The organism is Ruminiclostridium cellobioparum DSM 1351 = ATCC 15832 (assembly GCF_000621505.1).
GTDB classification, from domain to species: domain Bacteria; phylum Bacillota; class Clostridia; order Acetivibrionales; family DSM-1351; genus Ruminiclostridium; species Ruminiclostridium cellobioparum.
The window spans coordinates 42496-62048 of record NZ_JHYD01000034.1; the positions used below are offsets into that span (position 1 = coordinate 42496).

Here is a 19553-nt window from a genome sequence, read left to right on the forward strand (position 1 = left end):
GACCAGTTCATTACCTGATCAAAAGTATTGTTCCAAGAACAGCCATCAGTATGTATACGGATTTTTTCAGAACATCCTGTGGAAGCCGGATAAATACTTTCATTCCCAGTACCGTCCCTGAAATTATGGCTGCAATGCATACAGCGGCATATTTCATCACTCCGGGCTCTATATTTCCGTACGCCTTATGCAGAATTACCGTTACGCCTCCGGCTATCATAAAGGAAAACTCCAATGCCGCCTTATATTCCATCTTTTCCTTGACCGTATTGAGATAATATATTACCAGCGGAGGCCCTCCAATATTGAACATACCTGAAAGCAACCCGCTGACGGCTCCAAAAGTTATCCCGTTTATTCTGCTGTCCCTGATAGACAACTTTTGTGCCGGGCTTTTTAAAAACATAATTGACAGCAGTATGATGATTAAGCCCAGTACCTTTTTCAGCAGGTTTTCATTGCAGACTGTAAGCAGGTATACGCCCAGAGGCATAATCAGAAGGGATGAGAGGACCGCCGCACTTTTAAGGGGCATGAACATTGGGAGCAGTGACATCACAAACAGTGAAAAACCAAAGCTTGCCGATCCCTGGATTACACTTCCCACAAAACAGATTACAAACACCAATAAATAGGTTTCCATTAATATGCATCCACTTTTTATTCAATCTTTATTTCAATTAATAATCAATTTTTTATTTGATGTATTTATTCAATATATTTATCAATGATGATCTTCAGATCTTCCGGGTAAAAGCCTATTTCACCGGTGAATTTTGTCAGGGCAACCAGCCCTCCGTCTATACTGCCTATCTTTGAAATGGTTCCGGCATTTTCTTCCTTTAAGCCTCCGCCATATACTACCGCCGGTTCAAATCCGAAATGCTCCTTGACCACCTGCTTGATATATGCCGAAACAAAGCTTATATATTCAGCTCCCGGAGGAGTTTTTCCGGGTCCTATGGCCCAAATTGGTTCATAGCCTATTACCACGGCATCCTGGCATTGCTTTGCTTCCACTCCTGCCAGCGATCTTAACAGCTGGGCTTTTAAAACTGCTTCGATTCCCGGTTTTTGTTCCTCAAAACTTCCTTCGCCTTTTTCCTCGGCAGTTTCACCGATACATACCAGTGCTTTCATTTGCGCATCAAGTGCACATAATACTTCCTCGTTTATGAGCCTGTCCACAGCTGCATTTGCAGAATTCCTTGCCTGCTCCTCCCGAAGAACAGCCGGATCATAATGGGCCATAATCCCAAATTTATCCCTACGTTCCTCAGAGTGTCCGATGATTGCCCACTGGCATCCCATATTGCTGACAGCCGCAGCAGGACGGTTTGTGGTAAACGCCCCGAAATTTCCGCCCTTTGCCACATTTTCCCTGAATACACCCTGGCAGCCGATTTTTACGCTTTTTGTATCGTTTACGGCATAGCCGGCAAGCTTCTCCCTTGCTGTGATCAGCAGGTTCTCCTGGAGCAGGAAGCATACTTCAACAGCTTCATACCTTCCAATTCCCAGGCTTACGCATTCACCGATTATCCATTCGATCCATTCCTTGGGGTCATCCTTCTGACATATGCCGCCCAAGCTTTTTGGGATCTCAAAACGTTTTAAATTTACAAATATCTGTTTCATTTTCAAGTTATCCCCCATTTTTTCAGACTTCGATTACCTCTATATCCAACAGCTTGCACATAAGGCGCATTTCATCGGCCACATCCTCCCAAACAAGGCTGTAGTGGTGCGGAACTCCTTCTTCTGCTATCCTGTACAAAACCTCGCGGACAGGAGTCTCCATTTTAACATTTACCATCACACCCTTGGTTACAACCTTTGTAGGTACTGCCTCGCCTTTTGCAAGGAACAGCTTGTAATGGTCTCTGATCTTGCACATTCTTGCGATTGTGACCCTGCCTGGTTTCAATGCAGTGTAGAAGGCCGTTCCCTGTCCTGCCAGGGGGTGGTTGGACAGCTTGATGGCACTTCCGGGATCCTTCAATTTTCTGCCCGCCTGACCGCAATGCCAGAATAATGCGGTATTTTCCTTTTCATCGATATTGATGAGGTCACTCATAAAGACTGTGGTATCAGTCAGGTAATTTTGTATGAGCATGGCAATGGTAGCATCCATGTCTCCCTCGCAACCGATTATAAAGCCCTCATCGGCCATTCTTGACAGTACGGCACACGGCGTGGTTTTCAGGACTCCCATTTCGGGCCAGCACTTGATGATACCTGCATTCAGCCCCTGCTCCTCGATCAGGTTCCTGAGTGCAAGATACAATCTGGAATGGTTTTCGAGATATTCGTCGGATATTTCAATGGTTTTGATTTCACTGCGGATTTTTTCCATATCCTTTTTAACTTCCTGGGCATCAATTGCTGCCATGCTGTCAAATATGGGTTTTAAATCAAACTCTTCAATTTTGATGCCGAAAAGTCTTCTTATCAATGTTTCATCAAAGGTTGAACTGTAGAAGGCAGTGGGCCTGTATCCCAAAAGTCCCAGAAAAGTCTGTCTGAGCCTTTTCAGGGTATTGTAAACTCTGACATACTGTCTTACTTCCCTTGCAGTTCTTTCATCGGTATTGCTCCCATATACAAAATGGAATTTATGTCCCAGTCTGTGCATTGCAGCCGCATTCATGGTCGCCGCAACCAGACTGTTTGCCATGAGTCTTCCGCCGTCGAAGGGTGGTTCGTATGGTGCCCAGATAATTACGGGTACCTTGAGCTCTTCGCCTATATATGTAGCGGCATAATCACCTGTAAAGGCACCGAGTACGAGAACAACCAGGTCTACGGATTTGGTCCTGAAATATTCCGTTGTATCCTCTACATCCTTATTATTTATTGCTATATTTTCAGTCTTGACAATATTTATTCCGGAGCAGTTGTCTTCAAGCCACTTCCCATATTCGGCATGCCTGCCGGTGGGCAGCTCACGCGGCCATCTGCCTGAAACGGTAGTTATTAAACCAACATTAAGCTTTTTTTGTTCCATGATTTTTCCTCCTGTCAGCGATTAGATTACCTATGCTTTGTTTGCCGAACCCGAAAGCTCGATTATTTCCTTGATGGTACCTTCCAGCTTCTTTTCTGCAAACTGTGATATCTTCCAGGAATGTCCCTGGTGATCAAGAGTGTCTATGCCTTCCTTGTAGAATTCCACGTATTTATGTCTTACAAGTGTACCGAAGTTTATCTTGGCAACACCTGTTTTGATTGCCTCCCTGACTGTCTCATCGGGCATTCCGGTACAGCCGTGCAGTACAAGCGGAATATCCGTAATATCCCTGACCTGTTTCAAAATATCAAGACGGATCAGCGGTTTGCCCTTATAAAATCCGTGTGCATTTCCTATTCCAACGGCAAGCATATCAGGTGTACATAATGAAAGGAATTTCTTTACATCCTCAACATTGGCTATATTCTTGTTGTCCATTACAGCTCCGGCGCCATCAAGCCTTACAAGTTCTCCGACTTCGGCTTCAACGGGCACTTCAAAGGATTTGCAGGCTTTTATGACTTCATTTGTATGCATCGCATTGTCTTCAATGGATTCTGCAGAGCAGTCAAGCATAATTGAAGTAAATCCGTATTTCAGTGATCTCATACAGGTATCGAAGGAATCCCCGTGATCCAGATGTATGGCTACAGGTACTGAAACCTTGTTTGCAAGCCATTTGCACACCTCAGCAAACCAGTCGTCTCCTGAATACTTTCCTGTAGCTACATAGTGGGCCAGTATTATTGGAGACTTCATTTCTTCTGCTGCATAGCAGACTGATCTGATAATGTCATAATTTCCGCCCTGGGTGTTTATGGCCGGAACTGCATAACCTCTTTTTTGAGCATCCAATATCATTTCTTTACTTGTAACCAACATATTATTTAACATCCTCTCTAATAATTTTTATGTTTAAAGTTTTGGAACACTTATTTTGGATAATGCCGCATATTTTGGAAGCGGAGCTCCTATAAGGGGCGTACAGTAATCAATGAATTCCTTCCTGATCCCGTTTCCTCTCTCATTTATCCACTCAAGGGGGAACTTTCTTTCGGCATTTGCAACTTTTTCAAGGGGAACCAGCTCAAATTCATAGCTGTAAGGCTTGCTTGAAGTTCTCCTGATTGCTGCCATAAAGCCTGTTTTGCCCTCCACCGCAGCTTTAACGGCAAATGCACCTGCTCCTATTGCTTCCTCCCTGTCAATGTCTGACTGCATGGGGATGGATGCTCTTCCAAGAAGCCCGGGTTTTTCGGCCCTTGATTTTATACTGAGCCTGTTTATGATTTTATCCGACAATGCCTGGGCAACTCCTCCCGGAACCTTGTGCCCGAAGCCGTCCACCAGACCGGTATCGGCAATGGAAACCCCGTTTGCATCCACCAGGCCTTCGCTTGCAACTACAAGAACTCCTTTTGTCTTGGAGTGCCACATCCTGACATCTTCAAGAAATTCCTCCTCGTTAAACGGTCTTTCGGGCAGATAAATAAGCTGAGGCCCCGCTACTGTATCTGTTTTTGCAAGTGCTGTGGCTGCCGCAAGCCAGCCTGCATTTCTGCCCATTATTTCAAGCACTATAACGTGAATGGGAAGCGCTTCTACTTCTTTTGCAAGCTCCATGGCCGATATGGCGGCATATCTTGCGGCACTTCCGAACCCGGGGCAGTGATCGGTAAATTCAAGGTCATTATCTATGGTTTTCGGAATGCCGACAACTTTCATGTCGTAGCCTGATTCCCCGGCAAGCAGGGCCACTTTGTTGCAGGTATCCATGGAATCATTTCCGCCGTTGTAAAAGAAATATCTTATGTTGTATTTTTTGAATATTTCCAAAAGAACAGGATAGTCCTTATCACTTAATTTTCTTCTGCAGGAGCCTGTTGCCGATGCAGGTGTATAGGGCAGCAAATCAATGTTTTCCTGGGGTTCTCTTCCCAGGTCAATGAATTCTTCCTTAAGAACTCCTTCAATTCCATATCTTGCACCGTAAATACCCTTAATCTGCGCGTGTTTTTTAGCTTCGGTTATTACTCCGTATAAGGATGAATTAATAACTGCGGTTGGACCGCCGCCATGCGCCACAAGCAAATTTCCTTCCATTTTTCCGCCTCCCGAATATATTCATTATATTGTTGCGTATTTAATTGACTTGATACAAGTATAAGCCTATAATTATATTAAATGAATGCATAGTTTTGCCGTTTATATACACAATATTGCTGTTTGAACAAACGGCAAGACAGTTAATTATAGGAATCAGAGCCTGCCTGGCATCCCGGTTTGGATGGAAAAGCGCCCGGATTTGGATGGATTTTAGGTGCGGAGGAATTAAGCTTATGATTGATATCTCAGGCCATTTGAGAGATTATAAACAGGAATGCGGATTTGAGGATAAAGATAATTTTCTCACTGTTAATTGCTGTGGATTTCAGAAGTTTATAACCAAAAATTTTGCCAGGCACCGTGAAAAGGGGCGGCTGGACTACCAGGCAATATATATAATAAAGGGCAGGGGCTGCTACAAGGTTGACGGCGATTTTGTAAACGTTGAAGAAGGGAATGTCATTATATACAAACCCGAAGAGGAACAGCACTACATATATGACTTTACCCATTGCCCCGAGGTATACTGGGTTCACTTTACAGGTTCCGGAGCGGCTTCATGTCTTGAAAATACCGGCCTTACCGGAAAAAAGGTCTATAATATCGGCTTAAGCAATACCTGCATTGAACTCTATAAAAAAATGATAAATGAACTCCAGATAAAAAGATCCCTGTTTGATCAGATTTCAAACGGGATGTTGATTGAGCTGCTGTCACAGATGGGAAGACGGCACAAGGAATTGTCAAACGGTACAAACCGCCTGAAGGATGCCAGCCTGCAAAAAGTCATAGAAAATATGCACTCCAGCTATAACCTGCAGTGGACGGTCAAGGATTTTGCCAGGGAATGCAATCTGAGCACCTACAGGTTTATTCACAATTTCAAGGAGTATACCGGAATGTCTCCCATTGAATACCTCACAAAAATAAGAATAGACAAGGCCAGGGAATTACTCCTGGACTCATCTCTCAACATAAGTGAAATATCAAATGTTATAGGCTATGAAAACCCTCTTTATTTCAGCCGTGTTTTTAAAAACTCCACGGGGCTGCCTCCCAGTGATTTCAGAAAGGAGGTCCATTCATAGCAGTATTTTAAAATCAATTGCGTATACCGAATGGGCCTTAAGCACAAAATGCGGGCCTTCCGCCTTGCTTGTTTTTGGCTTGATCCTTCCGGTATCCAGGGCATGGTTGATATCTCTGTAATGCTCTCCTGTCAATTCCCACATTTCAACCTCTTTACCGGAGTTAAAACCCTCCAGCTCAATATGGACCTCAACATCCTCAAGACTCCTGTTTGCCGCAAACAACGTCAGTATATTTCCGGCCCTGTTCAGACAGGCCACAGAATCAATTACCGGCAGGTCTTTCAAGTCCATATTGTTATCTTTGACCTCTACCGAATATTTTTCGCAGTTAATATCTGTATCCACCATATACGCAATATCTTTTTTGGCATATATCTGTAAAATGTAATAAGCGGGAGTACCGTAAACAACAGTGTCCTTTCCGCTCCATCCTGGTACTCTTCCCTTCGATTGATCCGAACAGCTGTCTCCCACCCTGATGCAGCCTCCGGTCCAGCCGTTCACCAAATCGGAAAAATTGGTTATGGCCACCATGCCGCTGTTTCTTATAAACTCATTCAGATTTGCTGCCACAGCCACTCCTGCCTCAAGCGTATGTTCATCCGGCAAACCTTTACGGACTGTGTTGGGCAAATACATTGTGTTATATTCCGTTATTGCATATTTGATATGCCGATAACCCGGATTGTTTTTTATAATCTGGTCTGTGGCGCCAAGAATATGCCGTGTTACCTCGGGGAAGGAAACGATGGCTTTAAATTTTTCCTCGTCACTTGAGCCCTTGTCCATGCCCAGCCGCCCATAACCGTGGTATATGTGTATTGCCACGAAATCAAGATATTCTCCTGCGCTTTCAAGCAAGGTGCCGTTCCATTCAGGCACCACATCCCCGCAGCCTATCAGCAGTATACCGGGGTCGGCTTTTTTCATTGCCCTGGAGAACTCAGCACACCTTTTTCCGTATTCTTCGGCATTGCAGTGTCCAACCTGCCATTCCCCGAATATTTCATTTCCTACCTGCCAGTATTGCACATTGTAAGGCTCCACGTGTCCGTTTCTGGCTCTGAGTGCTCCCATGGGGGTGCTGCTGTCTCCGTTGCAGTACTCTATCCATTGCGCAGCCTCCTCCGGTGTTCCCGATCCTGCATTGATACATATCATAGGTTCTGAATCCAGCTTCCTGCACAATTCAATAAATTCATCGGTGCCGAAATACTTGTTGGACATGCCTCCCCATGCTTCATTGTACATGTTGGGTCTCTGATAAAAGGGCCCGACTCCGTATTTCCAGTGATATGCGCTTATTACGTTCCCTCCGAAGCGGAGCATACGCGGATTTAAGGCTTCGATGTATTCATACACCTCTTTTTTCACATATGCCACATTGTCAGCAGGAAGCATGGATATGTGGTCAATCCAAAGCATGCCGGTGGATACCGAATCCCGCCACGGATATTTTTCCGAGTCCACGCCAACCCTGAATTCGGCATTGCCGCAGTCCTCTGATATTTCCAGCCTGCATTCACATTCCTGCCAGTCATGGCCGGGCAGTTCAACTACGGTTCCTGCAAGCCTTTTGTTCTCTTCGCAATCAAATATTTCAATATTAATATTGTCCAGCTCGGGAGAGGATCTGGCATACATTTTAATAATGTATTCAACATTTCCTTTTACCGAAATTCTCTGAGCTATTCCCGAGTATGCGCAGTCATCGCTGACCATGCTGATTTTCTGACTGTTGCCTGAGTGAAGATAAGCCGCGGGCTCCAGTGCATATTTTGTATTTTTGCCGTTGGTCACGGGATACCAGGGGCCAGAGACACCTCTATGGCACATGTCCTCCTCCTCAAAATCCATATCCTTCAGAACATATGCCAGCATGCCATCCATAAAATCCCGTATATCCTCGATGAAATGTGAAAATATGTACGGGCTTATTTCATTATCCGCTTTTTTTGCGCCGTTAACTTTTATTACTGTATTTTTAAATATTGTTATCATCCCCTGTTTTAATTATATTTTATCTTTTAGGATACAGTCTGCCATTTTCCCATTCCATGGGAATAACTGCGGGTCTGGCGTAGGCCCGAATCTACTGCATATTTAACTGATTACCTCTACACCTTCCGGAGCATTTATAATGAAACTGCCCTTTTCCCACTTCACTGCAATATTACCCTGGGGTATGGGACATTCTATGCGGTAGTCGGTACCGATATCTTTGGGTTTAAGCTTTATCTTCATACAGCCGGGCTCCAATATTTGCAGGCCGATGGTATTTTGTATCATAAACTGGGCAGGTCCCGCAGACCATGCATGGGATATGGAACGCATAACACTGGTATAATAACCAAGCCTCCAGCTTCCGTTCATTCCCCATTCCTCAAAGGTGGATGCCGCACCCTTGTCGACCATCCATGCACACCAGCGTTCATGGATGATTTTGTACGCAAGGTCGTGATGGCCGGCAAGATCAAGCGCCCTGAGAGTAAATGCGGCTGCAAAAGGTTCTGCCATGGTAAATTCCTGTTTCTTTTCTACAAATAGGTGATTGATGACAGCCTCCGCCTCATCTCCCGTACACAGACCCCAAAGTATGGCAGCCATGTTTGAATGCTCACTTACACGCCGGGACAAGCGTCCATTAAAATTGGCATCCACATAGCAGCCCTTCTCATTGTCAAAGAATCTGGAATTAAAGGCTGCCTTTATACCTGCACGTATATCCTTAAGTACTCCTGACATATGTGTGTCGTTCATCAGCTCGGCCATTCTTATCATTTTATCTGCCACACCATAAAATTGAGCATTTAAGAATGCATTTTCACCGGCAACATAACTTTTCATCCAGTCCACGCCATCAATAAGCGCCCAGTCAATGAATGCCTTATACGGCAAATTACCCAGCAAGCCATGTTCATCCAGCTGGTCTGCAAGGGCGTACGCAAGTTTGCATACATGAGGCCAGTACCGGTGTATCCATGCCATATCTCCTGTATATTCATAATGGTTCCATAATGCGTCTGCCCACCATAAGGAGTAATCTACGGTAGATGCTCGCCAGTCACCGTTGTCCCAGCTTTGAGTGGTAAATTTTATAAGTCCGTGAGGTAATTGAACCAACCCCGTCTGGTGCAAAAATTTACCCGGAAGTTTTGTGTCGCCGAAGCAGGCGTAAATGCCTCCCAGCAGCACTGCGCAGGTATCGCCGCACCATTGGCTTTGTTCACGCCATGGTGTGTCCATAATATAGTCGTTGCTGCACAATCTCAGTGTATGCCTGCATATACTGAATAATTTGTCCAACCGGTCATCTCCGCTTTTAAAGGAGCCCCTCAGCTGATATGGATATGTGCGGCTTAATGCGTGCAGGGAATATACCTTTATGGGACTAAAGCAGTCCCTGAAGCGCAGTTTGACAAATCTGAAGGATTCCCATGCAAAAAATCGGTACTGCTGCCTGCCTTCTCTCAGTATATACCGGCTTGAGCAGTGAAGGGTTTCGATGCTGTTTACGAAATGCCCGTCTACCAGGCGTTCGGCATAGCCAACATCTACCATGGCCCCGCCGGGACCTTCCATATCAAATTCAATGTATCCCGTCATTACTTTTCCAAAGTCCAACACAATACAGGGATCGTAATATCCATCCATTAAAAAGGTATGGCTTTGGTGGGCTGTACTGCTGCCAAAACGGGAAGCTCCGCTTTCCCCCAGCAAATTCTCTGAGAACTCAACCAGGCTGTTTTCCACAGGTTTCCCGGCCAACGAAAGCGCTATGCTGAGATCCTGTCCGCGGACACGGTTTTCAAGTGACAGTGCCTCTTCTACATAACATATGGAATGGGCATAAACTTTTTCCTCTGGCAGAAACGGAATATCGCGTTTTATCAAGGGCAAGGGTGCTGCTGTTTTTGCCCTATTCCAATAGCTGCCGTCAAAGCCCGGCAGCGTCCAGCCTTCGGGACAGAGCCGTGCATCGTAATGCTCCTGATAGCTTACATTGCTGTTTTGGCGGTCATGCTGTGTGTCGCAGCTCCACATGGGAGCACGTAAAACATGCCAGCTTTCTTTACCGCTGGAAAGCAGCACCTTGTTATGCGCATCTGTAATCCATGCAATAAAGCATGCATCCTGGCTGCCGTTCATGTTTTGAACCTCCGCAGCCAGGCAGTTTTGCCGGTCTGCCGAAATAAAATCCTCTGCCGTGTAGCTGTCCAAAATGTTGGCATACGGTGCTGCCGGCGGCGGTCCCTGTCCGATCAGGCGTCCATTGAGGTACAGCCGGTATTTTTTTATTGCCGAAACATGCAGGGTAAACGGCGGATGAAAGCCTTCTGAAGAAAACTCCCTGCGAAAAAGGTAGTAGCTGTTGGCTGAAGGCTTCTCTTCATCCGCCCAAATAAATTCTGCCGCCGGACAGACATACTGTAAAATCTTGTCAACCATATTGACCTCCATGAGCCTGAATTTCCCTTATCCCATGGCAGATGCTCAGAGCATCATACCGTGCAGGAAAATAGTTTATCAACGTTAACTTAATCCTTTAATTCCCCGATCTTGTACAGACAAGGGCGTTCCCATTCAGGTGTGGTAATTATGTTTCCCCCAGGTGTTGTTTCGGTGAGCATATGCCAGTCTCCGGCCGGATACCATGTTCCGCTGAAATATCCCGGGCCGTGTCCGGTAAAGTTTATACGGTAGTCGTTCATCAGCGCTATGGTAACATTGGTACTATTTTCGATATGGTACAGCGAACCTCCGGGATAAGTGGATGCATCCCCCCCGCTGCCAAATATGGCAATGTTGTCTGAATCACGTATCAGCACATTGGGAGTATTACATTCGCTCTTTAGATTATATATCCGCACATTGCTTGCATTAATAATTTCCATTTCATATTCGGAGCGTGAATGCTCAGGGTTACAGGCATAAATGCTGAATGGGTTTTTGGTGCCCTCTATGCGCAATATGCGGTATCCTTCTCCGCCCTGTGTTATATCACACCAGAAGTTGTACCAGCGTCCTCCGCCATTGCCGCTTACAATGATCCATGGATGATGCCTGTCTTTTGTAAGCCATGTAATGCGATATGCGGGGTCCATATAAAACGTAAAATTACGAAGGACAGAATTGCCTTCCACACGCCAGTGCAATGCATATACCATGGGTAATTCTCTCGCGGTTACCAGACCGCAATAAGCCAGAATCAGCTCTGCATTTGCAGTATCAGGCGTATCCAGAGCCGGTATGGGTTCATTGACCTGACCAAAAATACCTTCAGGCTTTTGAGTGACTATAATTTGTGAAAGATTTTGCGCTACACCTATTAAACGTGTATTGGCACGCAGTTTCAGTGTTCTTGTTATCCGATAATAGCCTTTGGGCAAAAACACCGTATCACCGGCATCAATTGCAGCCTGCAATGCATCGGTATCATCCCCGATACCGTCACCGGCAGCACCATGACATCTTTTAACATCCCACTGCAGTACATCCTGCCAAAGCGGCAGATGGTAAAGATGCCTTTCTATAAGGTTTTCAGGCGGTTCAGCGTTCAGTTTCATTTTTGCGTAGGTGCAGGTGTCAAATTTTTTTCGGTCCACATACACCGGTGCTGTATAAATGCCTCCATGATCAGGCATTGAATCAATACCATGGGCAAATTCCTCTACCTTGCACCACCCGGCCGGATTTGCCTCCAGCTTTGTTCCGTCGGGATTGCATACCGCATGAGATGCATTTTTTACATATACATTACGCAGGTAGACACTTTCACGGCTGCTTACCGCCGCTTGAATCCCTCCCTGTTCCGGCGGGTTGTCAAATTCAATGGTACTGTCTATCATGGCAAGCTGTCCCTGCTGGATAAACATGTATGTACCGCCATATGAAACCACCGGGGGTCTGGGTGAGTCTGTAAGAATTCTGCAGCCGACAAATTCCACACCCTGTTTGGCGCCGGCTACAATGGCATGATTCCTCTGATGATCAAACACAAAACCGGACATTGCTGAGCCGGGAGTACCTTTTGATATATCAATACCTATACTGCCGCCCCTGATAATATTCTGTGCATGACTTCCGCCGTTGCCGGCACAGCCCCAGATTCCGCACCAGCCATCGCCCGCATCAATCACGCAGTCCTCAACAGATGCACCCTGGGCAGCATAGCACCGTATGCCGATGGCGCCATGGTTTCCCTCACCGATTACTATGTGCAGTCCTGTTACCATATTCATAATGCTGGCAGGAGCGGCATTGTTCTCGGAGCTGTGACCAAAGAAAACATCAATTACAGGTCTATGTGTTTCAGTATAGGTAAAACGTTCGGTATTGGGTGCCAAAACTATTTTGGGGCGCAGGATCTCTCCGTTGGAATCAATATTTCTTTGCCCCGTAATAACCACCGGAAACATACGCGGCACAGTGCGGTATTCATCGTAAGGATAACCTTCCCACCAAATATATTGCTGTGCATAAAGAGTATCGGTTACGGTATAAGTTCCCAGCGGAATATAGCATACAAGCTGATAACGCTGTGCCGCAGCAATGGCTTCATTCAGCGGGGCAGTGCTGTCCAGGACACCTGTGTTATCCGCGTTGAAAGGAGGTTTTGTAACGTCCAGCAGTCCCAATGCCTGCAGCGGCTGTTCCTCCAGGGAGAATGGATTTTCAAAGCGGATACCTCCGGCATACGGTTCCAAATCCGGCTGCCGGCTCACAGGAACCGGGCCTTCGTAAGTTTGCTCCGGATATGGAAAAGAATATGTTATTTTCTTTGTAAGTTTCATTATTTTACTCCTTTACAGAGCCAATCATAACTCCCTTGGCAAAATATTTTTGTAAAAACGGATAAATAAACAAAATAGGCAATGTAGAAACTACTATGGTACAGTATTTCAACAAGCTGAGAGTAAGCGCATTATTCACATCTTCTCCCCCCGCCGCCGTTACATCCATCATACTGCCGCTCAGCAGTATTTCCCGCAAGAAGAGCTGCAGAGGATACTTTCCCCGTTCGCGAAGAAAAATCATGGCATTGAACCAGGAATTCCAATGCTGCACCGCGTAAAACAGTATAATTACTGCCATGGTACTTTTAATTACCGGTATAAAAATTCGGAATAAGATTCCAAAGTCGTTGGCACCGTCAATTTTGGCTGCATCCTCAAGACTGTCCGGTATCTGAGCCATGGAGGTACGCATAACTATTAAATTCCACGTGTTGATAGCCACCGGCAAAACAAGCGCAAGACGGGAGTCATAAAGTCCGAAGCCCTTAACTGTAAGATAAAAAGGTATAAGGCCCCCTGAAAAATACATTGTAAAAACCACTCCCATGGTTAAAATACGGCGAAGGTAAAAACCTTTCCTTGAGAGCACATAAGCTCCCATGCTGGTTAACAGAAGGTTTACTGCCGTACCCACAATTACATAAAAAATTGTGTTTATATAGCCTTTTCCGATATTCGGATTGCTCCATACCATTTCGTAGCCGGATAGAGAAAACCCTTGCGGAGCAAGAAGAACACCGGTATGCTTGACCAATTGGGCCGGATCGCTAAAGGAAGCAAAAACGACGTATACAATCGGGTATAAGAATACCAGGCTCAATACTCCCAAAAGCAAAACATTAAATAAATCAAATATTTTCTCAAAACTGCCATGTTTTACCACCATGTCATCACCTCACCACAAGCTTTCGCCGGTAAACTTTTTGCACAGCCTGTTAGCAATCCACAAAATCGCAAAATTAATTACCGAGTTAAACATTCCCACAGCTGTACTGAAACCGTAATCCATATCCAAAAGGCCGCGGCGGTACGTGAAGGATGATATAATATCAGCCCTTTCCATGATTGTGGGATTATACAGCAGGATAACCTTTTCATATCCAAGGCTCATAATATTACCGATTCTCATAATAAACAACACAATGATGGTAGACATCAAGGAGGGAATCGTCACGCTTAATATCTGCCGGAAACGGCCGGCGCCATCAATGGTGGCCGCTTCATACAGTCCGGGATCTATGGAGGATATGGCCGAAAGATAAACTATACTGCCCCATCCGATGGTCTGCCATATATCGGTAGTTACAAATAACGGCTGGAACATTTTCGGCTGCATCAAAAAAGTTTTGGGCTCGACTCCGATATAACTCAGCAGCTGGTTAACAAGCCCTGTGGAGGAAGTAAAATCGCTTATAAGCCCGCAGACCACCACAAGTGATATAAAGTGCGGCAGATAGCTTAAAGTTTGTACTGTTTTGCGGTATGTTTTCCATCTTATTTCATTGATCAGAAGAGCCAATAGTATGGGGGCAGGAAATCCGAATACAATCAATTTAAGACTGAGAAAAATTGTGTTTCGCAAAAGTCTTGTAAACTGGTAGTCATGAAAGAAATTGATAAAGTTTTGAAAACCCACCCATTCACTGCCCAAAATACCTTTGGCAGGAGCATAATCCTGAAAGGCAATAACCAGACCTCCCATTGGCAAGTAGCAAAAACAAATATAAAATGCTGCTACAGGGATGGCCATAAGGTATATATATTTGTTTTTTATTATATCTCGCTTTAAATTTTTTAGTATAGACATTGCGACCTTCTTTCCCCTAAATGCTGGCGGAGTGAAGCGGATTTACTCCGCTTCACCTCCACATTTGTAAGTAAAATCAGCGTTTTAAATACCTGCCGAGTGCGTCCTGATAAATTTTTATGGCGTCATTGATACCCATTTTATCCATTTGTTTTACGTAGCTATCAAATTTATCAAGTGATTCTGCGCCCATAATGAATTTGAGTACCATTTCATTGCGATAAACATTTGCAGTACTCATTATGCTGGAATAAGCTTTTGCTTCATCCGCAGTAAGAGTTACCGGCGGCATGGCCAAATCAGCAGTGCACTGCTCGGTCCATGCGATTTTCTGTTCCATTACCGCAGGTTTTCTCAATGTACCCGGGTTGGCATATGCTCCATAGCGCAATTGCGGGAACGACTGCATTTTGTATAAAAACAATGCTGTTTCTGTGGAAATGTCGGGATTATTAAGAACAGTATCCGTAAATACCGGCTTACCTTCCTGCAAGGTGTAACCCTCACCCTCCAGTCCGAAATTATACAAAAGAGAGCCTTTTTCCGAAAATGCGTAATCCAACCAGGCCACAGCAATTTCAGGGTTTTTGCACTGTGTTGAAATACTTACTGAATTGGCAATAGGAGATGCTACGGCATCAAATGCACGATAATTGATTTTATCTCCCTCTTTCAAAACAGGGTATGGTGCAGTTACATAATCTATTTTTTGACTTCCGAACAGGTTGGATGCGATATCCACAGAACCTACCATGGCACCCGCTTTGCCTGATGTGATAATGGCATTCAGGCCCTCTTCGTCACGTGCAGGAAAATCTGCATCAATTAAGCCATTTTTGTACCAGCGGTTTATTAGTTCAAGATAATCTTTATAACCTGGCTGTATAGCACCAAGCTTTACAGTTCCATTGTCATTATAAAGGCTGGGGCCCATGCCGTAAGCCGAAAGGAATACTCCCCAGTGATCCTCACCGCGGTTTTTAAAACCCTCTCCAACCGGAGCGCCTGCAAAATTGAAAATCAATGGTGTGGAGTCCGGATGATTTTTCTTCATAGCTGTCAGCATTTCTTCCCAGTCACTGATTGTTACAGGTGTATCGAGGCCGGTCTCCTTCAGCCAGTCGGCCCTGATGGAAGGACCATGCCAGCATAGGTTGTCCTGGCGCATAATCGGCAAAATCGCAGACATGATGCTGTTGTCCGATGAGCACTGCCGTGCGGCATCCGGGTTATTTGCCAGCAGCTTGCTGTAATTTGGCGCATACTTGGCAATCAAATCATTCAGTTTTATAAAAATACCATCTGCAACAGCTTTGTCACCTCCTCCGGCATAAAAGCTTATACCGCCCATAACCATGTCAGGGTATTCATTGGAGGCAATCATCAGGTTAAATTGTTCAACCTCCTGTCCGATTGCGGGATGTATAAATTTGATTTTTGTATTGGTTATCTTCTCCATCTCCTGAAAAACATGACTGCCGCTAAAATCAGACATAACCTTTGAGGCATTTACATTGAACCCGCACCACATGGTAAGCGTCGCTGATTCCTTTAATGGAAAAGATACTTCCTTGGCTGCGGAAGCAGTATCGCCCGTGGTGGTCTGACCTGCTGTATCCGTCTTCCCTGAATTGCCGCAGGCTGTCGAATAAATAAGAATGATACATAGAATGACGGACAAAATTGCTCTCTTCATTTTCATAAATTTATTCCTCCTTGGATAATAAAAAGATATTTATGACATCCCGCTTTTCGGCGGGTTATCAACATTATAAGGTGAAGTCTTTATTGATTATCTTTCTTTCAAACAACCTTTTTAATAATTGTTGATTGTGTGGTATTTATATGGTTCCTGATATTTAAAGACATGCAATATTTTTTCAATATATTATGTATACATAAACTTAATAATTGACTAATCGATTTAAATCTTTTACAATGGCACTTATAATAGTAAGCCAGGTTGGAGTGTAAAGTAAATGTCCTTTTTTTGACCCATTTCACCTCGTTTTTTGGTCAAATTGCACAAATTGCAATATGTTTGTTTATAGATTTTACTATAAAATTATCAATTTTTTCTTTAAATTATCATTTTGTAACTTAACAGAAAGGGGTTCCCATTATGAGAAAAAACAGTTTTCTTATCAGACTGAAAGCAGGGAGCTTTTATAAGAAATTACTAATTTCTTACATCGCATTACTTTTAATAGTTGCATTTGTTATTTCCATTATAACCACAAAGTTAATTAATACCATTTCAGATTATACTGTTGAAACAGGCAGATACTCGGTATCCCAATATCAGGTTCATCTTGAAAACAAATTGAGGGCAATAGAAAGCCTTCCGACAGATTTGCTTTTCGATGACCGGGTAAAAGCCCTGCTGTCACATAAAGGAGATTTTGATCCTCTCATAAGATATGGCTTTACAGAAATTATTTCCAAACTGAATAGTTACAAATTTTTAAACGGGTATATCAAATCCATTTTTATATATTTGCCGGAACAACAATATATTATCACCGGAAATTCTGTTTATACTGTGGAACAGTGGAGTTATCAGTATCTGCGCAGTGATTCTTTTTTCAATATTTTAAACAGCTACAATTATAATAATTGGTACACTTTGGAGGGGGATGGAGCATACGCGAAAACAGCTGCAATGATATGCTCTCTCCCGCTGGGTGAGCATTCAGAAACCAAGGGAGCACTGTGCATAATTATCGATCCCGGTAAAATTTCCTTTGATTCATCCATATCGGCAGATACCAGCGATTGTCAGATGTTTACCTTTAACCGGGATGGTAATATTATGTTTTCAACTCAAGACAAAGCTGCTCTGTTAAAAAATTATCCTGTGAATATAAGTGAACTGACCCCGGGTGTACACAAGAAAGAAGGATATGCCTTCTGTGTGGCACACTCAGCCGAGTTTGACCTAACCCATGTGGTAATGCTTCCTCTCACGGACTATGAGCAAACGCTTACTGCCAGTACCACCATTGCAATAACCTGGATTGTTCTTCTACTACTTACATGTCTTATTGTGAGCCTCGCCCTGGCGAGATATAATTACAGTCCCATACAGCGTATTGCAAAGCTGATGGATACTGAAAGACACGGTGCCCAGGAAAATGTCTCAAGTTTGGAATACATAGAAGCTTCTATCAATCAGTTGCTGGCCGAAAGAAAGCAAACCCGGGCAGATATGGCCGTTAACAAACAACAATATATGGATGCTTTACTTACCAAACTTATTCATAACGAAATATTAAATGAAAACCTGATACATGAATATATGGAAAAATTCGGCCTGGAAATCAACGGTGAATATGTTCAGATTATATATATACAATGTGATGAACCATCCCTGTTGCGGCAATCCAAGGTACTGTTGGAGCAGGCTTTAGTTTCAGATATGAATATGGAGTTTGACTTTTATTTGCTGGATGGTATGAACAATTTTAAATTGTTTTTATTCCTGAAGTCCAAATATAGCGGTTCAAAAATATACGGCACTTTGGAACATCTCTTTGCCGAACAGCTGGACAATATAATTGTATCCATGGGTGAAATATACAATGGGCTTCCGTTATTGAACCTGTCCTACGAAGAAGCAAAAAAGGTTGCGGATTATATGACCTTTTTAGGCTTGCATGGCATTATGCGCTATAGTGAGCTGAACCAGGCAGACCACTTTAATGAAAACAGCCTTGTGTTTGAAACATGGTTCAGAAAATTTGCCAACCTGATCATTGATCAGAATCTTTCTGCCGCACAAAGCATTCAGGGACAAATATTTGAGGAATTAACCAGTAAACAGTATACTCTTCAATTTGTCAAATGCAAAATTTTCAGCTTTATAGACCATACAATTTCAGTTATTGGGGGAATGGATGCCAGTTATGTCAATAATATATGGGAAGACTTTTCATTGGCAGACAGGCTGTTGAACTGTATTACCATAGAAGAGTTGGAGAAGGAATACCACGCAATTTTCAGCTTTTTATCAAATATACTTTTATCGTCTGCATCCAAAATGGATGTTATTGAGCATATACGCAAAATAACCAATGATAATTATCTCAATCCTGATTTTAATGTATCATTTATTTCAGACCAGTTGAATGTAAGCCATTCCTATGTATCAAAAATCTTTAAAAAGGAAACAGGCAAGAATCTGCTGGACCATGTACATCAGCTGCGCATTGCATATGCCAAGCAATTAATGGCCGATAAGCCCAATCTTACGCTGGCGGATATTGCTTGCCAGAGTGGATTTTATAATGATGTCACATTGATAAGAGTATTTAAAAAATATGAAGGTATTACGCCTGGAAAGTACCGCAGTCAGCTTGAACGCCTCTCTAAAACATAGAAAGCATTAACGCGCTGTGCTAATTAATTTAGATTTGCTTTACCTGTGTAATTCTTTATATTAACTGGTAACTTCCGTACTAACTTCATAAAATAGATGCACCCAAAACAATTACGAAAATTGTATCGCCTCATTATAAAGCGATTTTGCTGTCGCTCAAACTCGACATCCTGTCTCGATTTGAAGCTCAAAGCAGCGTCCTGCTGCTTTGCCGGCAAAACCGCTTTACTTTCGTCGACAATTATCGCAATTGTTTTTAACCGTGCATCTATTTCATGAAGTTGTCCTCACGTACCATTTGATTCTAATTAAATCTATCTGCAAAGCAAAACAAAATTTCAACTAGCACAACGTGTTAACTTGA

Annotated in this window: 13 protein-coding genes; 2 read left to right on the forward strand and 11 right to left on the reverse strand. The window is 43.7% G+C overall.

Annotated elements, in window-relative coordinates:
• Window positions 1-10: 10 nt before the first annotated feature.
• The 5 genes from T344_RS0113835 to T344_RS0113855 all read right to left on the reverse strand — a co-directional run bounded on the left by T344_RS0113835 (window position 11) and on the right by T344_RS0113855 (window position 5113).
• Entirely contained in the window at window positions 11-643 is a 633-nt protein-coding gene (locus tag T344_RS0113835) for a sulfite exporter TauE/SafE family protein (protein WP_027629202.1), read from the reverse strand.
• A gap of 65 nt (window positions 644-708) precedes the next feature.
• Complete coding sequence (locus T344_RS0113840; RefSeq protein ID WP_027629203.1) at window positions 709-1638, reverse strand: triose-phosphate isomerase family protein; 930 nt, start codon at window positions 1636-1638, stop codon at window positions 709-711.
• A gap of 22 nt (window positions 1639-1660) precedes the next feature.
• Window positions 1661-3007 (reverse strand): L-fucose/L-arabinose isomerase family protein, encoded by a 1347-nt coding sequence (locus tag T344_RS0113845; protein ID WP_034861531.1) that lies wholly within the window; start codon window positions 3005-3007, stop codon window positions 1661-1663.
• Between the two features lie 30 nt (window positions 3008-3037).
• On the reverse strand, window positions 3038-3892 hold the full coding sequence (locus tag T344_RS0113850) for a class II fructose-bisphosphate aldolase (RefSeq protein ID WP_027629205.1): 855 nt from the start codon (window positions 3890-3892) through the stop codon (window positions 3038-3040).
• Between the two features lie 33 nt (window positions 3893-3925).
• Window positions 3926-5113 (reverse strand): 6-phosphofructokinase, encoded by a 1188-nt coding sequence (locus tag T344_RS0113855; protein ID WP_027629206.1) that lies wholly within the window; start codon window positions 5111-5113, stop codon window positions 3926-3928.
• A gap of 236 nt (window positions 5114-5349) precedes the next feature.
• Here T344_RS0113855 and T344_RS0113860 point away from each other — a divergent pair, with 236 nt between their 5' ends.
• Window positions 5350-6204 carry an AraC family transcriptional regulator gene (locus tag T344_RS0113860; protein WP_034861535.1) on the forward strand — a complete coding sequence of 285 codons (855 nt, stop codon included), beginning with the start codon at window positions 5350-5352 and terminating at the stop codon, window positions 6202-6204.
• Here T344_RS0113860 and T344_RS0113865 read toward each other — a convergent pair.
• From T344_RS0113865 to T344_RS29790, 6 genes are all read right to left on the reverse strand, one after another.
• Entirely contained in the window at window positions 6199-8208 is a 2010-nt protein-coding gene (locus T344_RS0113865; RefSeq protein ID WP_034861537.1) for an alpha-L-arabinofuranosidase C-terminal domain-containing protein, read from the reverse strand. The two genes, T344_RS0113860 and T344_RS0113865, sit on opposite strands and share 6 nt — an antisense overlap.
• Before the next feature lie 102 nt (window positions 8209-8310).
• Window positions 8311-10656, reverse strand: coding sequence for a family 78 glycoside hydrolase catalytic domain (locus tag T344_RS0113870; protein ID WP_027629209.1), 2346 nt, complete (start codon window positions 10654-10656; stop codon window positions 8311-8313).
• An 89-nt stretch (window positions 10657-10745) separates the two neighbouring features.
• The gene (locus T344_RS0113875; RefSeq protein WP_027629210.1) at window positions 10746-13001 is read right to left on the reverse strand and encodes a glycosyl hydrolase family 28-related protein; all 2256 of its coding nucleotides are present in this window, start codon (window positions 12999-13001) and stop codon (window positions 10746-10748) included.
• A 4-nt stretch (window positions 13002-13005) separates the two neighbouring features.
• A complete protein-coding gene (locus T344_RS0113880) occupies window positions 13006-13890 on the reverse strand; it encodes a carbohydrate ABC transporter permease (RefSeq protein ID WP_027629211.1) in 885 nt (294 codons plus the stop codon).
• A 9-nt stretch (window positions 13891-13899) separates the two neighbouring features.
• The gene (locus T344_RS0113885; RefSeq protein ID WP_027629212.1) at window positions 13900-14811 is read right to left on the reverse strand and encodes an ABC transporter permease; all 912 of its coding nucleotides are present in this window, start codon (window positions 14809-14811) and stop codon (window positions 13900-13902) included.
• A gap of 76 nt (window positions 14812-14887) precedes the next feature.
• Window positions 14888-16513: an extracellular solute-binding protein gene (locus T344_RS29790; protein ID WP_027629213.1), complete on the reverse strand. Its 1626-nt coding sequence runs from the start codon at window positions 16511-16513 to the stop codon at window positions 14888-14890.
• A 420-nt stretch (window positions 16514-16933) separates the two neighbouring features.
• On the opposite strand from T344_RS29790, the gene T344_RS0113895 reads away from it, so the two are divergent.
• Complete coding sequence (locus tag T344_RS0113895; RefSeq protein ID WP_027629214.1) at window positions 16934-19189, forward strand: helix-turn-helix domain-containing protein; 2256 nt, start codon at window positions 16934-16936, stop codon at window positions 19187-19189.
• The last annotated feature ends 364 nt before the right edge of the window (window positions 19190-19553 follow it).

Coding starts and splice junctions, on each gene's coding strand:
- T344_RS0113835 (WP_027629202.1), bottom strand. CDS start 643: ATGGAAACCTATTTATTGGTGTTTGTAATCTGTTTTGTGGGAAGTGTA.
- T344_RS0113840 (WP_027629203.1), bottom strand. CDS start 1,638: ATGAAACAGATATTTGTAAATTTAAAACGTTTTGAGATCCCAAAAAGC.
- T344_RS0113845 (WP_034861531.1), bottom strand. CDS start 3,007: ATGGAACAAAAAAAGCTTAATGTTGGTTTAATAACTACCGTTTCAGGC.
- T344_RS0113850 (WP_027629205.1), bottom strand. CDS start 3,892: ATGTTGGTTACAAGTAAAGAAATGATATTGGATGCTCAAAAAAGAGGT.
- T344_RS0113855 (WP_027629206.1), bottom strand. CDS start 5,113: ATGGAAGGAAATTTGCTTGTGGCGCATGGCGGCGGTCCAACCGCAGTT.
- T344_RS0113860 (WP_034861535.1), top strand. CDS start 5,350: ATGATTGATATCTCAGGCCATTTGAGAGATTATAAACAGGAATGCGGA.
- T344_RS0113865 (WP_034861537.1), bottom strand. CDS start 8,208: ATGATAACAATATTTAAAAATACAGTAATAAAAGTTAACGGCGCAAAA.
- T344_RS0113870 (WP_027629209.1), bottom strand. CDS start 10,656: ATGGTTGACAAGATTTTACAGTATGTCTGTCCGGCGGCAGAATTTATT.
- T344_RS0113875 (WP_027629210.1), bottom strand. CDS start 13,001: ATGAAACTTACAAAGAAAATAACATATTCTTTTCCATATCCGGAGCAA.
- T344_RS0113880 (WP_027629211.1), bottom strand. CDS start 13,890: ATGGTGGTAAAACATGGCAGTTTTGAGAAAATATTTGATTTATTTAAT.
- T344_RS0113885 (WP_027629212.1), bottom strand. CDS start 14,811: ATGTCTATACTAAAAAATTTAAAGCGAGATATAATAAAAAACAAATAT.
- T344_RS29790 (WP_027629213.1), bottom strand. CDS start 16,513: ATGAAAATGAAGAGAGCAATTTTGTCCGTCATTCTATGTATCATTCTT.
- T344_RS0113895 (WP_027629214.1), top strand. CDS start 16,934: ATGAGAAAAAACAGTTTTCTTATCAGACTGAAAGCAGGGAGCTTTTAT.